Here is a 13,153-nt window from a genome sequence, read left to right as displayed (position 1 = left end):
GTCATGACCGCAATATCGGAGCAATCCTCGTCCAACCCGGCCGGCTTTGTCGGCCTCTACAAGCGTATCATCAAGCTGCCCGAACACATTCCTTTTTCGCTGGTCCAACTCGCCGCGCGCGTGGCGGTGGCACATGTCTTCTGGCAATCGGCCCAGAGCAAGCTGGCATCCTGGCCAGTGACGCTGCAGTTGTTCGCCAACGAATACAATCTGCCGTTCATCGACCCTTCGATCGCGGCGCCGCTTGCGACGACCGCGGAGCTGACCGGCTCCGTGCTGGTCTTCTTCGGGCTGTTTTCGCGGCTGGCCGCGCTGATGCTGCTCGGCGTCGTCGCCGTCATCCAGTTCTTCGTCTATCCGGAAAACTGGGCCGAGCATTTGCTGTGGGGCTCGTTGCTGCTTCTCGTGCTGACACGCGGCGCCGGCGTCCTTTCGCTCGACCAGGTCGCCGCGCGAATCCTTTCGGCACCCAGAAAATAGACATTCCGGCCAGGTGGGAAACGCACGGTGCGCGTCTTCATCGTTCACGCTCACCCCGAGCCCAACAGCTTCAACGGCGCCCTGACCCGCATGGCGCAGGGTGCCTTGTCCGCGGCGGGACACGAGGTCGTGATCTCCGACCTTTATGCGATGGGCTTCAATCCGGTGTCAGACCGCCGCAACTTCACGACCGTGCTCGATGCGAACTACTATCGCCAGCAGGCTGAGGAGGCGAATGCTGCGGCCCAGGACGGATTTGCTCCCGACATCCAGGCGGAGATGGACAAGCTCTTCTGGTGCGACGTCCTGATCCTGCAATTTCCGCTCTGGTGGTTCGGGCTGCCGGCGATCCTCAAAGGCTGGGTTGACCGGGTCTTCGCATCGGGTGGCCGAATCTATGGCGGCGGCAAATGGTATGATCGCGGCGTCTTCTCAGGAAAGCGCGCGATGTGCTCCGTCACGATCGGCGGACCGCCGCCGATCTATTCAGACCGAGGACTGAACGGCCCGATCTCTGAGATCCTGTTCCCGATCAACCATGGGATGCTCTATTTCGTCGGCTTCACGGTGATCGAGCCTTTCCTCGTGCACGCGCCGGCGCGCATCAGCGACGGTGAGCGCCAGCTGTTCCTCGATCGTTACCGGGATCGCGTCCTCAGCCTCGCACACGCTCCTACGATCGCATATCCGAAGCTGGCGGACTTCGACGACACCCATGTTCTGAAGTCGGCTTGAACAAATGAGCGCCGGCCTTCGCCTGCCAAAAGCGTCAGCGCGTTCAAAGGGAAGTGCTGGTGCTGCGAGAGAGGATTGAACTCTCGACCTCTCCCTTACCAAGGGAGTGCTCTACCACTGAGCTACCGCAGCCTGCGATGGCGGCGCTTCTGCCATATCGAACCGGCAAGCGCAAGGCCAAGAAAAACCCAAAGCGTCGCATGCGATTCTTGCCAACAATTATGCGGCTCGAAGCGGCATGCGCAGCCAACCCACGGCGCGAAACCCACCCGGCCGCCCGCTTTCATGACATCGCCGGGCCAAAATGCTACCCATTGCGGAATCGCAGCCGGCTGACGATCGGTCAGGGATTGGACGATGGGCGAGAAGACAAATCCACCGAAAAAGGGCGAAGCCGCTCGCAAGGAACGGTTGGCCGAGGCGCTGCGCGCCAACCTGCAGAAGCGCAAGGCGCAGACGCGTTCCCGGCGCGCGGGCGACGCTGACAAGCAGCGCGACCGCGATGCCGATCAACGGTCTGAAGGCTTGCCGGCTGCTGGAAAAATGCACAAGGACTGACCAAATCAGCCATACTGCCCGGCCATAGTCGGTCCGGTTTTAGGAAAATCCTATTTCTTGAACCAAGCCGGCCAATGGTCTAAGCCGGGCACACTCAACCGATTGAAGCGGCCTGTTCCGGGCCGAGGGGACGTTTTCTTATGGATCGCATCAGAATTGTCGGCGGCAATGAGCTTGCCGGCACCATTCCGATCTCGGGCGCCAAGAACGCGGCACTGCCGCTGATGATCGCCTCGCTGCTCACCGACGACACGCTGACGCTCGAAAACGTGCCGCATCTGGCCGATGTCGAGCAGTTGATCCGCATCCTCGGCAATCACGGCGTCGACTATTCCGTCAATGGCCGCCGCGAGAGCCAGCAGAAGGGCTATTCGCGCACCATAAATTTTTCCGCCCGCAACATCGTCGACACCACCGCGCCTTACGAGCTGGTGTCGAAGATGCGCGCCTCCTTCTGGGTGATCGGCCCGCTGCTTGCCCGCATGGGCGAGGCCAAGGTGTCGCTGCCCGGCGGCTGCGCCATCGGCACGCGCCCGGTCGATCTGTTCCTCGAAGGCCTGCAGGCGCTGGACGCCGAGCTCGACGTCGACAATGGCTATGTCGTGGCCAAGACCAGGAACGGCCGTCTCCACGGCAATCGCTACGTGTTCCCGAAAGTGTCGGTCGGCGCCACCCATGTGCTGATGATGGCGGCCTCGCTCGCCAAGGGCGAGACGGTGCTCGAAAACGCCGCCTGCGAGCCGGAAATCGTCAATCTCGCTGAATGCCTGATCGCCATGGGCGCCAAGATTTACGGCGCCGGCACCTCCACCATCACCATCCAGGGCGTCGAGGCGCTGTCCGGCGCCCGTGTCCGCGTCATCCCCGACCGCATCGAGACCGGCACCTATGCCATGGCGGTGGCGATGACCGGCGGCGATGTGATGCTGGAAGGCGCGCGGCCAGACCTGTTGCAGACGGCGCTCGACGTTCTCGTCGAGACCGGCGCCGAGATCACGCCCACCAACGAGGGCATCCGCGTCAAGCGCAACGGCGCCGGCATTGCGCCCGTCGACGTGACCACCGCGCCCTTCCCCGCCTTCCCGACCGACTTGCAGGCGCAGTTCATGGGTCTAATGACGATGGCCAAGGGCAAGTCGCGCATCACCGAGACGATCTTCGAGAACCGTTTCATGCATGTGCAGGAGCTCGCGCGCCTCGGCGCTCACATCACGCTTTCCGGCCAGACGGCGATCGTCGACGGCGTCGCCAAGCTCAAGGGCGCTCCCGTCATGGCGACCGACCTGCGCGCCTCGGTGTCGCTGGTGATCGCCGGCCTTGCCGCCGAAGGCGAGACCACGGTCAACCGCGTCTACCACCTCGACCGGGGCTTCGAGCGGCTGGAAGAGAAGCTCTCGGGCTGCGGCGCGGTGATCGAGCGCATTTCGGGCTGACGTTCCGCGGCATTCTTTCCGGGCGGTTGCGCCGAGCGGAAAGACCCACTAGAGCGTGGTTGAACTCGACCTAGCCGAGTTCAACCACGCTCTCGCTTTTTGTGTGAGCATGATCCTTACCGAAAACCGGTTTCCACTTTTCGGGATCATGCTCTAACAGAACGCTGAATTATCAACGTTCAGGTGCGCATCCCGCATGGCAGCCCTCAAGCTCATCGCATTCGACGACCAGGATCTGAGCATCGTCTCGGCGCATGTCCAGGACGCCGTGATGAAGGTCTCCGACCTGGAGTACCTGCCGGCGGCCAAGCGCTTCGTGCTGACCATGAACCGCTTCGTCTGGGAAGCGAAATCGGGCCTGTTTCGCCAGCACAATGAACGGCGGCAGAGCGTTCTGCATTTCGACCGCGTGCTCGGCGTCAAGACCAGCGGCATTCAACGCGACAAGCCCGCCGAAGTGCTGTCGCTGCTGGCGATCAGCTTCATTGCCATCAGCAAGCCGGCCGGCATCGTCGAATTGGTGTTTTCGGGCGGCGGCACCATCATGCTCGACGTCGAATGCATCGAGGCGAGGCTTGCCGATGTCGGCGGCTCCTGGGAAGCCGCCTCGCGACCTGTGCACAGAGGCTGACGATGGCCATCACGCTCCGCCAGTCCGATACCGATTTCGAACAGCGTTTTTCGGCCTTCCTCACCACCAAGCGGGAAGTGTCGGCCGACGTCGAGGCCGTGGTGCGCGACATCATCGCCCGCGTGCGCGCTGAAGGCGACAAGGCGCTGATCGACTACACGCTGAAGTTCGATAGAGCCGATCTCGGCGCGCTCGGCATCGCCGTCTCGAGAAGCGACATCGCCAAGGCCTATGAAGCGGCCGACCCGGCGACCGTCGAGGCGCTCAAATTCGCGCGCGACCGTATCCGTTCGCATCACGAGCGGCAGAAGCCGAAGGACGACCGCTACACGGATGCCGCCGGCGTAGAGCTCGGCTCGCGCTGGACGGCGATCGAGGCCGTCGGCCTTTATGTGCCCGGCGGCACGGCGAGCTACCCGAGCTCGGTGTTGATGAATGCCGTGCCGGCCAAGGTCGCCGGCGTCGAGCGCATCGTCATCGTCGTACCGGCGTCGGGCGGCGTCATCAATCCGCTGGTGCTGGTGGCGGCCGACCTTGCCGGCGTTTCGGAGATCTACCGCGTCGGCGGCGCGCAGGCCGTTGCAGCACTTGCCTATGGCACCGAGACGATCAGGCCCGTTGCCAAGATCGTCGGGCCGGGCAATGCCTATGTCGCGGCGGCCAAGCGCCAGGTGTTCGGCACGGTCGGCATCGACATGATCGCCGGGCCGTCGGAAGTGCTGGTCGTGGCCGATGCCGACAACGATCCGGACTGGATTGCGGCCGACCTGCTGGCGCAGGCCGAGCATGATGTCTCGGCGCAATCGATCCTGATCACCGACAATGCCGAATTCAGCAAGGCGGTCGAGCAGGCTGTCGAACGCCAGCTGAAGGTTCTGCCGCGCGCCGAGACGGCGGCTGCGAGCTGGCGCGACTTCGGCGCGGTGATCCTAGTGCCGACGCTGGAGGCCTCGCTGCCACTGGTCGACAGGATCGCGGCCGAGCATGTCGAACTCGCTTTCGACGATGCCGAGGGCTTCCTTTCCAGAATGCGCAACGCCGGCGCCGTATTCATCGGCCGGCATACGCCGGAGGTCATCGGTGACTATGTCGGCGGCTCCAACCACGTCTTGCCGACAGCACGGTCGGCGCGTTTCTCGTCGGGTCTGTCGGTGCTCGATTTCGTCAAGCGCAGCTCGATCCTCAAGCTCGGGCCGGAGCAGCTCAAGGCGCTGGCGCCCGCCGCGATCGCGCTTGCCAAGGCGGAAGGGCTCGATGCGCATGCCCGCTCCGTCGCGATCAGGCTGAACATGTAGCGATGTCGGGCCATGACCAAACCCGCAACAGGCTGATCGACGTCGAGCTCGACGAAACGATCGGACGTTCGACGCCCGACGTCGAGCACGAGCGGGCGGTGGCGATCTTCGACTTGATCGAGGAAAACAGTTTCAAGCCGGTCAACGACGACGGCGCCGGTCCCTACAAGCTCAAGCTGTCCCTGGCTGAGTCGCGCCTGGTCTTTGCCGTCAGCCGCGAGAACGGCGCCGAGGTGGTCACCCACATCCTGTCGCTGACGCCGCTCAGGCGCATCGTCAAGGACTATTATCTGATCTGCGAAAGCTATTACGAGGCCATCCGCTCCTCGACGCCCAGTCATATCGAGGCGATCGACATGGGCCGGCGCGGCCTGCACAATGAGGGCTCGCAGACGCTGATGGACCGGCTCGCCGGCAAGATCGAGATCGATTTCGACACGGCGCGCCGGCTGTTCACGCTGGTCTGCGTGCTGCACTGGCGGGGCTAGATCGGGATGATGTTTCGTTGAAACAACACCGTCCTGATCCAGCTCTTCGTAGGGGCATGATCTTTTCCAAAAACCGGGTCCCACTTTTTGGGATCATGCTCTAGTGCCCGCCCTGCCCCACTCGATCCTGTTTTTGTGCGGCATGAACGCCGTACGCTCGCCGATCGCGGAGCAACTGGCGCGCCGCATGCTGCCCGCCACCACCTTCGTCGCTTCTGCCGGCGTGCGCGCCGGCGAGCGCGACCCGTTCGTCGACTCGGTGCTTGCCGAGGACGGCCTGTCGCTCGGCGAGCGGCAGCCCCGGACGCTGGAGGATCTGGAGGATGATTATTTCGATCTGATCGTGACGCTGGCGCCGGAGGCACACCACGCCGCGCTCGAGCTCACCCGCTCGCTCGCCGTCGAGGTCGAATACTGGCCGATGCCCGACCCGACCGACACTGGCGGCACCCGCGAGCACATCATGGCGGCCTATCGCGATGTGCGCGAGCGGCTGAAGGCGCGCATAAGCCGACGTTTCCTGCTTTCAGAGGTTAAAAACGCGACGGATTAAGCGTGTTCACAAGCGGACGATTATCATATAGGTTCCGCCGCAATTTCCAGCCGAGTCCTGGAACGCCCATCCAAGCAAAGGTATCGAATGCCGAAGGAAGAAGTCCTCGAGTTTCCAGGTGTGGTCACCGAACTGCTGCCCAATGCGATGTTCCGCGTGAAGCTCGAAAACGAACATGAAATCATCGCCCACACGGCCGGCCGCATGCGCAAGAACCGCATTCGCGTGCTGACCGGTGACAAGGTCCTGGTCGAGATGACGCCTTACGACCTGACCAAGGGCCGCATCACCTACCGTTTCAAGTAGCAAATCGGCGTCAAGCGCGATGAGCATCCTGCAGAAGCTCGTGCTTGCCTCGGGTTCGCCGCGCCGCATCGAACTCTTGCAACAGGCCGGCATTGAGCCGGACCGGGTGCTGCCCGCCGATGTCGACGAGACGCCGCAGCGCGCCGAGCATCCGCGTTCGCTGGCCAAGCGCCTGTCCAAGGACAAGGCCGAGAAGGCGCTGGCCTCGCTGAAAAGCGAGGAGGATTACGCGCCCGCCTTCATCCTCGCCGCCGACACGGTGGTGGCGGTGGGGCGGCGCATCCTGCCCAAGGCCGAGACGATCGACGACGCCATCAATTGCCTCGGCCTGCTCTCCGGCCGCTCGCACCGCGTCTATTCCGGCGTCTGCCTGATCACGCCGGGCGGCAAGCTGCGCCAGCGACTGGTGGAAACCAGGGTGCGCTTCAAGCGGCTGCCGCGCGAGGAGATCGACGCCTATGTCGCCTCCGGCGAATGGCGCGGCAAGGCCGGCGGCTATGCCGTGCAAGGCCTGGCCGGCTCCTTCGTCGTCAAGCTGGTCGGCTCCTACACCAATGTGGTCGGCCTTCCGCTTTATGAAAGTGTCGCGTTGCTTTCGGGCGAAGGGTTCAAGGCGCACCAGAACTGGCACGCCTCACGCTCATGAGCCCGGACGACAAGGTGACACCGCTTCGGCCGAAGCGGCCCTGCCCCGAATGCGGAAAACCTTCCTCGCGCGAGCACTATCCGTTCTGCTCCGCGCGCTGCAAGGACATCGACCTCAATCGCTGGCTGAAGGGTGCCTATGTCATTCCCGGTCGTGACGGCGAAGAGGAAGATGAGGACAGCCCGGAGCCGGGAACCGCGCCCAAGGACGAGGGTTGAATGCGGGCCGCAAGCCGCCGTTCCACGGCGGTTGCGGGCAATCAGATCCCGGCTTTGCCGGCAAGCGCGATTGCTTCGCTCGAACCTCATCACGCGCCTGCGACAATTGCCCCGGAAAATCGCCCCTTAGGCGCTGGACAGCCAAGATTCCCGTGCTATAACCCACGCGCTTTCAGGGGCGCTGCGGCGCTTCCTTGAAATCCGGCGGGCGGTTCCCGCTAGCCGGCGCAGGCCCAGATAGCTCAGTTGGTAGAGCAGCGGACTGAAAATCCGCGTGTCGGTGGTTCGAATCCGCCTCTGGGCACCATCACCTCCTCTCCCGTCATTTCTTTTCGCGGAGGCCTCTACGCTTCAGCTCCGCAAACGGCTGAGTTTGCTGAGTTTTTCGGCGCGCAAGTCGTGGCTGGGGAAATTTTATCGCGTTTCGGCAAACTTCGTCCAACGGGCCGAAGTGTTGGTATTTTTGTTGGTATCTGAGACTTTGTTGGTATCGAAGCGCCAGACAGGAGGTCCCGCATGGCTCTCTCCGACGTGAAAGGTATCAACCAGATATAGCGGTCATTCCATCTTCGACTTCTCCAATGATACTTCCGTTGGCGAATGTCATAGAGGATTGAGGATCACAAGCCACGCACCACGGCCTGTTCATAGCGCTTGGTCAGGTGCTTCAGCGATTGAGCATAATGCAGATAGATGGATATCTGTTTCATTGCCGAGGTTTCGATGAGCGAGCAAAATCACCGTTCCCGGCGGGAGCGCATGACGATCCTCGGCGATGTCAAGGCGGCATCCTTCCTTCCGTGGATCGAGCGGCATGCCGCCAAGCTCGGGCTCGCGCAGGCCATATGCGTTGCCGATCCCGACCGCATCGAACTCGACATTGCCGGTCCGGTCGAGCTCATCGACATGATGGAGATGGGGTGCTCTCTTGGACCAATCGATGTCTGGGTCGAAGCCATCCGGCGGGCGCCGATAGAGGCCGAATCGGGCTAGGTTTTTCAGTCGCTGGTCTCCCTACCAGGGTGCCATGCACCTTTTTTGGGCATTATTGCCAGTGAGGAAATGTTGTGCAAACGTGACCGGGTCTTTTAGCATGTCCTTGACCGCTAAGCCGCGCCCGGGAACATGCTGGTGTCGTTTGAAAGTTGATGTATGCCACCCTATCCGACCGGCTCTTGGATGCCTGTTGCCCTCTCCGCGGACTTGCCGGCGGGAACCGTGATGCCAGCGCAATCCCCAGCGGGGTCGATTGCCCTTTGGCGAAGCCGCTCCGGCCGCGTGGCGGCCTTTGCCGACAGATGCCCTCATCGCGGCATGCGCCTCTCCCACGGCTTCGTGCGCGGTGAGACCCTGTCCTGCATCTATCACGGCTGGAGCTATGCCCAGGCGGGAAACTGCCTGCGCATTCCGGCCCATCCGGCGCTGACGCCGCCTGACACGATCCGTGTCGCGACGCAGCCCGTCGAGGATGGCGGCGGCATCATCTGGATTCCGGTTGGCGAACCCGCCGCCGGGCCGCCACGGTTTGACGGCGTTATCCCCCTGCGCTCAATGGTGGTGGAGGCCGACATCGGCGCGCTGGAGTCGGCCGCAGAGACGAAGGCCGGCGAAGGCCTGCTTGACTACACGCATGATGGTCGGACCGTACGGCTGCTGCTTGCTTCCGAAGGGAAAGCGCGGACGCTGATGCATGTTCTGGTGGACGAGGACAGCAATCCGAGCGAGCGTATCGCCGCGTCGAGGGCCGCCGAGGGGCTGCGGCGGGCGGCTGAGCATGTTGCGGCCAGCGGGACCGCCCGATGACCCGTAACGCGATGATCGACGAATGGTATCCGGTCGGCCTTGCCAGCCAGCGCGATGCGGATGGACGCAAGACCGCCCTCATGGGCGAGCCGATCGAGGTGAGGCTCGGCGAGGACGGGAATGCCAAGGTCACCGGCGGCAACGGACGTGTTCTGCCGGCCTGTATCCGCTATGGCCATGTCTGGGCGTCGCTCGGTGATCCGCAAAAGCCGCTGTTTGCGATCCCCGAGGCCGACCAGCCCGGCCGGCGGCTCGTCGATGTCGGGGTGGTGCGCGTGCGCTGCTCGCCGCTGCGCGCGGTGGAGAACTTCCTGGATATCGCGCATTTTCCGTTCGTCCATACCGACATATTGGGAGCCGAGCCGCACACGGAGGTGCAGAACTACAAGGTCGAGATCCGCGAGGACGACGACGAGGTATGGGCGACCCAGGTGCAGTTCTACCAGCCGCAGGCCGCCAAGTCGGCGCAAGGCGGCATCACTACGCAATATATGTATCGCGTGCCCGCGCCGACCTGCTCGATCCTCTACAAGACCTGCCCGCCGCGCCCGGGTGAATGGGATGTCATCACCCTTTTCGTGCAGCCGCTTGCCGAAGACCTATGCGACGTCTGGCCATGGATGGCGCTGTTCGACGACGAAACGCCGATGACCGACCTGATCCATTTCCAGCAGACGATCTTCGTCCAGGACCGGTCGATCCTTGAGAACCAGATCCCGGGGCTGCTGCCACTCGACCCCGGCATGGAGATTCCCACGCGGGCCGACCTGACCTCGGTTGCCTACAGGCGCTGGCTGAAACGCCACGGCTACACCTACGGCGCGCAACTGGTGGCGCAATGAAGCTCTACGACTACGTGCTGTCACCGAGCTGCTACAAGGTGCGCCTGATGGCGGCGCTGACCGGTGTGGCGCTCGACATCCGCCCCGTCGATTTCCATCCCGGCGCCGAGCATCGCAGCCCCGAGCTCCTGGCGCTCAACCCGGCGGGCTCGATCCCGATCCTGGAGGATGGCGACCTCGTGCTGACCGAATCCTCGGCCATGCTGGTCTACCTGGCCGCGCAGGCGGCGCCGCAATGGCTGGGCAATGATGCGGCCGGGCAGGCGGCGAGCGTCCAGCAATGGCTTTCCTTCTCGCATCGGCTGACCGCCAGCCTGGGAGCGGCGCGCCTGCACGAGATGCTGCTGCGTCCGGGCGATATCGATGCGCTTCGCCGGCAAGGCACGGCGGCCCTGCGGGAACTGGAAGCCGGCCTCGTCGAACAGCGCATCCGCGGTCAGCGCTTCCTTGCATCGGACCGGCCGACGGTCGCCGATATCGCCTGCTTTCCCTATGTCGCGCTGGCGCCGGACGGCGGCGTTTCGCTCGATCCCTATCCGGCGATCCGGCTATGGTCGCGGGCGATCCGCGCCATCGACGGCTTCATCGAGATGCCCGGCATCCACCGGCTGCACGAGCTCAAACCCGAGCCCGTCCCTGAAGGCGGCGAAGCCTGACATGGCGGGTTATCTGTTGAAGAATTGCGCTGCGGTCATCGTCGACGATGGCCACGGTCCGCGCGTCCGTCGCAATGTCGATGTCTTGACCGACGGCCCGGCGATACGGGCCATCGGCGAAGGCCTCGACAAGGGGGGGCTGCCTGTCGGCACCGTCGCGCAGGACGCCGCCGGCTGGTTCGTCTATCCAGGGCTCGTCAACACCCATCATCACTTCTTTCAATGCTTCGTGCGCAACCGCGCCGATCTGGACTGGACGAAGCTGTCGGTCATCGAATGGCTCGACCGCATCTACCCCATTTTCTCGCGGCTGACCGAGGAATGCTTCTACCACGCGTCGGTCACGGCGATGGCGGAGTTGATAAAGCACGGCTGCACGACGGCTTTTGACCATCAATACTGCTTTCCGCGGCACGCCGGCAAACGGCTGATCGACCGGCAGTTCGAAGCGGCCGAACTGCTCGGCATGCGCTTCCATGCCGGACGGGGCGGCAACACGCTGCCGAAATCGGAAGGCTCGACCATCCCCGACGCCATGCTGGAAACGACGGACGAGTTCATCGCCGACTGCGCCCGGCTGATCGACGCCTATCATGATGCCGGTCGCTTCGGCATGCGCCAGGTCGTCGTCGCGCCCTGCCAGCCGGTCAACTGCTATCGCGACACATTCGTGGAATCGGTGGCGCTGGCGCGCGACCGCAACGTGCGCATGCACACTCATGTCGGCGAGGGCGAAAGCCCGGTCATGCAGGCCCGTCACGGCCTGCGCACGGTCGACTATTGCGCCGAGATCGGCTTCTGCGGGCCGGACGCCTTCTATGCCCATTGCTGGGAGCTGACCCACGACGAGCTGCGCAAGATGGCGGCGAGCGGCACCGGCGTCTCGCATTGCCCCGAGCCGGTCTATCTCGTCGGCGCCGAGATCACCGACATACCGGCGATGTCGGCTCTCGGGCTCAGTGTCGGACTGGGCTGCGATGGCGCCGCCTCGAACGACAATTCCAACCTGATGCACTGCATCCATTCCGCCTACATGCTGCAATGTCTGGCGGCCTCGACGCGCGATCATCCGGTACCGCCGCCGGCCGATTTCCTCGGCTATGCGACGACGGGAGGCGCGGCGCTGCTCGGGCGCGGCGACATCGGCAGGCTGGCGCCCGGCATGGCCGCCGACCTCTTCGCCATCGACACCCGGCGCATGGACTATGTCGGCACCAGGCATGATCCGCTGACCCTGCTGGCCAAGGTGGGCATCGGCGCGCCGACCGACATGACCATGATCAACGGCCGTGTCGTTTGGGCCAAGGGAGAATTCCCGGGGCTCGACGAGGCAAGGCTGTTCGCGCAAGCCGAGGCGGCGCTGGCGACCGTGCAATTCTAGCAACCAAAACCAAAAGCAAGGGGAACCGACATGCTGATAAATCTTAGCCGCAGAACATTGATGAAGGGCGCCGCCGCTTCCGGCCTCGTTGCCGCGGTGGGCAGCCGCGCGCTTGCCGCCGACGAGCCGCTGGGCATCGCGCTGGTGGTCCCGTCGCCGGTCGGCGATGTCGGCTGGGGCCGCGCGCTCGCCGACGGGCTCGAGCCGGTCAAGGCAGCCTATGGCGACAAGGTGAAGGTCACCATCATCGAGAACATACAGGAGGGACCCGACGCCGACCGCATCATGAACAAGGCGGTCGCAGACGGGAACAAGTTCCTCATCGCCGGCTCCTTCGGATACCAGAACGGCGCCCTGCAGATCGCGAGGCGCAATCCCGACGTCACCGTGCTGCATGCTTCCGGTTTCCAGGTGGCGCCGAACTTCTCGCCCTTCGCGGCCCAATATTCGCAGGGCACCTATCTGATGGGCATGGCCGCAGCCGCGCTTTCGAAGACCGGCAAGCTCGGTTCCGTCTCCGCCTTCGCCATTCCCGAGCTGATCACCTCCATCAACGCCTTCACCTTGGGCGCGCAGGCGGTTAGGCCCGATGTCGAGGTTTCGGTCGTATGGGTCAATTCCTGGTTCGACCCGGCCAAGGAGCAGGAAGCCGCCAAGGCGCTGCTGGCGCAGAAATGCGACGTCATCTTCTCCAACGCGCAGGACACGCCATCCGTCGTTTCGGCCTGCGAGGAGGCCGGCATCCCCGCCTTCAACCTCAACTCGTCGATGAAGAAATACGCACCCAAGACCTATCTCGGCTGCGTGGCGACCGACTGGTCGCCCTTCTTCAAGGCCTCGGTCGACGCCCACCTCGCCGGCACCTTCAAGGGCGGCAACGCTTTCCTGGGCGTCGGCGACAAGGTTGTCGAGGTCGTTGACTGGAACCCGGGCATCCCGACTGACATGATGGTCAAGATCAAGGCGGTTGAAGCCAAGATCGCCGACGGCAGCTTCTCGCCCTTTACCGGTCCGATCGCCAAGGCCGACGGCAGCGAGGGCGTCCCCGCCGGCAAGACGATGACCGAGGCCGAGATCGTCGCCATGGACTGGCACGTCAAGGGTGTCACCACGCCGCTGCCCAAGTAA

The 13,153-nt window shown here is 63.8% G+C and carries 17 protein-coding genes and 2 tRNA genes; 18 read left to right on the top strand and 1 reads right to left on the bottom strand.

All coding sequences use genetic code 11. The features are described from left to right. Window positions 1–3 precede the first annotated feature (3 nt). On the top strand, window positions 4–480 hold the full coding sequence (locus tag EN852_RS15850; protein ID WP_127875928.1) for a DoxX family protein: 477 nt from the start codon (window positions 4–6) through the stop codon (window positions 478–480). 27 nt (window positions 481–507) lie between these two features. Continuing rightward, window positions 508–1,215, top strand: coding sequence for an NAD(P)H-dependent oxidoreductase (locus tag EN852_RS15845; protein WP_127875929.1), 708 nt, complete (start codon window positions 508–510; stop codon window positions 1,213–1,215). A 57-nt stretch (window positions 1,216–1,272) separates the two neighbouring features. Here EN852_RS15845 and EN852_RS15840 read toward each other — a convergent pair. Next, window positions 1,273–1,347: transfer RNA gene (locus EN852_RS15840), tRNA-Thr, on the bottom strand. Between the two features lie 225 nt (window positions 1,348–1,572). Between EN852_RS15840 and EN852_RS15835 the strand changes: the two genes are divergently transcribed. The 16 genes from EN852_RS15835 to EN852_RS15760 all read left to right on the top strand — a co-directional run bounded on the left by EN852_RS15835 (window position 1,573) and on the right by EN852_RS15760 (window position 13,153). Further along, window positions 1,573–1,773, top strand: a complete 201-nt coding sequence (locus tag EN852_RS15835; RefSeq protein WP_127875930.1) for a hypothetical protein — start codon at window positions 1,573–1,575, stop codon at window positions 1,771–1,773. A 140-nt stretch (window positions 1,774–1,913) separates the two neighbouring features. Further along, window positions 1,914–3,206, top strand: a complete 1,293-nt coding sequence (gene murA / locus EN852_RS15830; RefSeq protein ID WP_127875931.1) for a UDP-N-acetylglucosamine 1-carboxyvinyltransferase — start codon at window positions 1,914–1,916, stop codon at window positions 3,204–3,206. Window positions 3,207–3,402: 196 nt separating this feature from the next. Beyond that, complete coding sequence (locus EN852_RS15825) at window positions 3,403–3,837, top strand: DUF2948 family protein (RefSeq protein ID WP_127867422.1); 435 nt, start codon at window positions 3,403–3,405, stop codon at window positions 3,835–3,837. Window positions 3,838–3,839: 2 nt separating this feature from the next. After that, complete coding sequence (gene hisD / locus EN852_RS15820; protein WP_127875932.1) at window positions 3,840–5,132, top strand: histidinol dehydrogenase; 1,293 nt, start codon at window positions 3,840–3,842, stop codon at window positions 5,130–5,132. 2 nt (window positions 5,133–5,134) lie between these two features. Then, complete coding sequence (locus tag EN852_RS15815; RefSeq protein ID WP_127875933.1) at window positions 5,135–5,620, top strand: UPF0262 family protein; 486 nt, start codon at window positions 5,135–5,137, stop codon at window positions 5,618–5,620. A gap of 103 nt (window positions 5,621–5,723) precedes the next feature. After that, window positions 5,724–6,173 (top strand): low molecular weight phosphatase family protein, encoded by a 450-nt coding sequence (locus EN852_RS15810; RefSeq protein WP_281407790.1) that lies wholly within the window; start codon window positions 5,724–5,726, stop codon window positions 6,171–6,173. Window positions 6,174–6,260: 87 nt separating this feature from the next. Beyond that, window positions 6,261–6,479: a translation initiation factor IF-1 gene (gene infA, locus EN852_RS15805; protein ID WP_006200926.1), complete on the top strand. Its 219-nt coding sequence runs from the start codon at window positions 6,261–6,263 to the stop codon at window positions 6,477–6,479. A 19-nt stretch (window positions 6,480–6,498) separates the two neighbouring features. Then, the gene (locus EN852_RS15800; RefSeq protein ID WP_112131327.1) at window positions 6,499–7,125 is read left to right on the top strand and encodes a Maf-like protein; all 627 of its coding nucleotides are present in this window, start codon (window positions 6,499–6,501) and stop codon (window positions 7,123–7,125) included. Then, entirely contained in the window at window positions 7,122–7,343 is a 222-nt protein-coding gene (gene yacG / locus EN852_RS15795; protein WP_127875934.1) for a DNA gyrase inhibitor YacG, read from the top strand. Before EN852_RS15800 ends, yacG begins: the two co-directional genes overlap by 4 nt. A gap of 231 nt (window positions 7,344–7,574) precedes the next feature. Further along, a tRNA-Phe gene (locus EN852_RS15790) sits at window positions 7,575–7,650 on the top strand. A gap of 416 nt (window positions 7,651–8,066) precedes the next feature. Beyond that, window positions 8,067–8,336 (top strand): acylphosphatase, encoded by a 270-nt coding sequence (locus tag EN852_RS15785; protein ID WP_127875935.1) that lies wholly within the window; start codon window positions 8,067–8,069, stop codon window positions 8,334–8,336. A gap of 159 nt (window positions 8,337–8,495) precedes the next feature. Then, on the top strand, window positions 8,496–9,146 hold the full coding sequence (locus EN852_RS15780) for a Rieske 2Fe-2S domain-containing protein (RefSeq protein ID WP_127875936.1): 651 nt from the start codon (window positions 8,496–8,498) through the stop codon (window positions 9,144–9,146). Continuing rightward, window positions 9,143–9,988: an aromatic ring-hydroxylating dioxygenase subunit alpha gene (locus EN852_RS15775; RefSeq protein ID WP_127867430.1), complete on the top strand. Its 846-nt coding sequence runs from the start codon at window positions 9,143–9,145 to the stop codon at window positions 9,986–9,988. The genes EN852_RS15780 and EN852_RS15775 overlap by 4 nt, the downstream gene beginning before the upstream one ends. After that, a complete protein-coding gene (locus tag EN852_RS15770) occupies window positions 9,985–10,644 on the top strand; it encodes a glutathione S-transferase family protein (RefSeq protein ID WP_127875937.1) in 660 nt (219 codons plus the stop codon). Before EN852_RS15775 ends, EN852_RS15770 begins: the two co-directional genes overlap by 4 nt. 1 nt (window position 10,645) lies before the next feature. Then, a complete protein-coding gene (locus EN852_RS15765; protein WP_127875938.1) occupies window positions 10,646–12,025 on the top strand; it encodes an amidohydrolase in 1,380 nt (459 codons plus the stop codon). A gap of 33 nt (window positions 12,026–12,058) precedes the next feature. Further along, window positions 12,059–13,153 carry a BMP family ABC transporter substrate-binding protein gene (locus EN852_RS15760; RefSeq protein ID WP_189546011.1) on the top strand — a complete coding sequence of 365 codons (1,095 nt, stop codon included), beginning with the start codon at window positions 12,059–12,061 and terminating at the stop codon, window positions 13,151–13,153.

Origin of the sequence: Mesorhizobium sp. M2E.F.Ca.ET.209.01.1.1, from assembly GCF_004010375.2 — a bacterium.
GTDB lineage: Bacteria > Pseudomonadota > Alphaproteobacteria > Rhizobiales > Rhizobiaceae > Mesorhizobium.
This window is presented reverse-complemented; position numbering and strand designations above follow the sequence as displayed.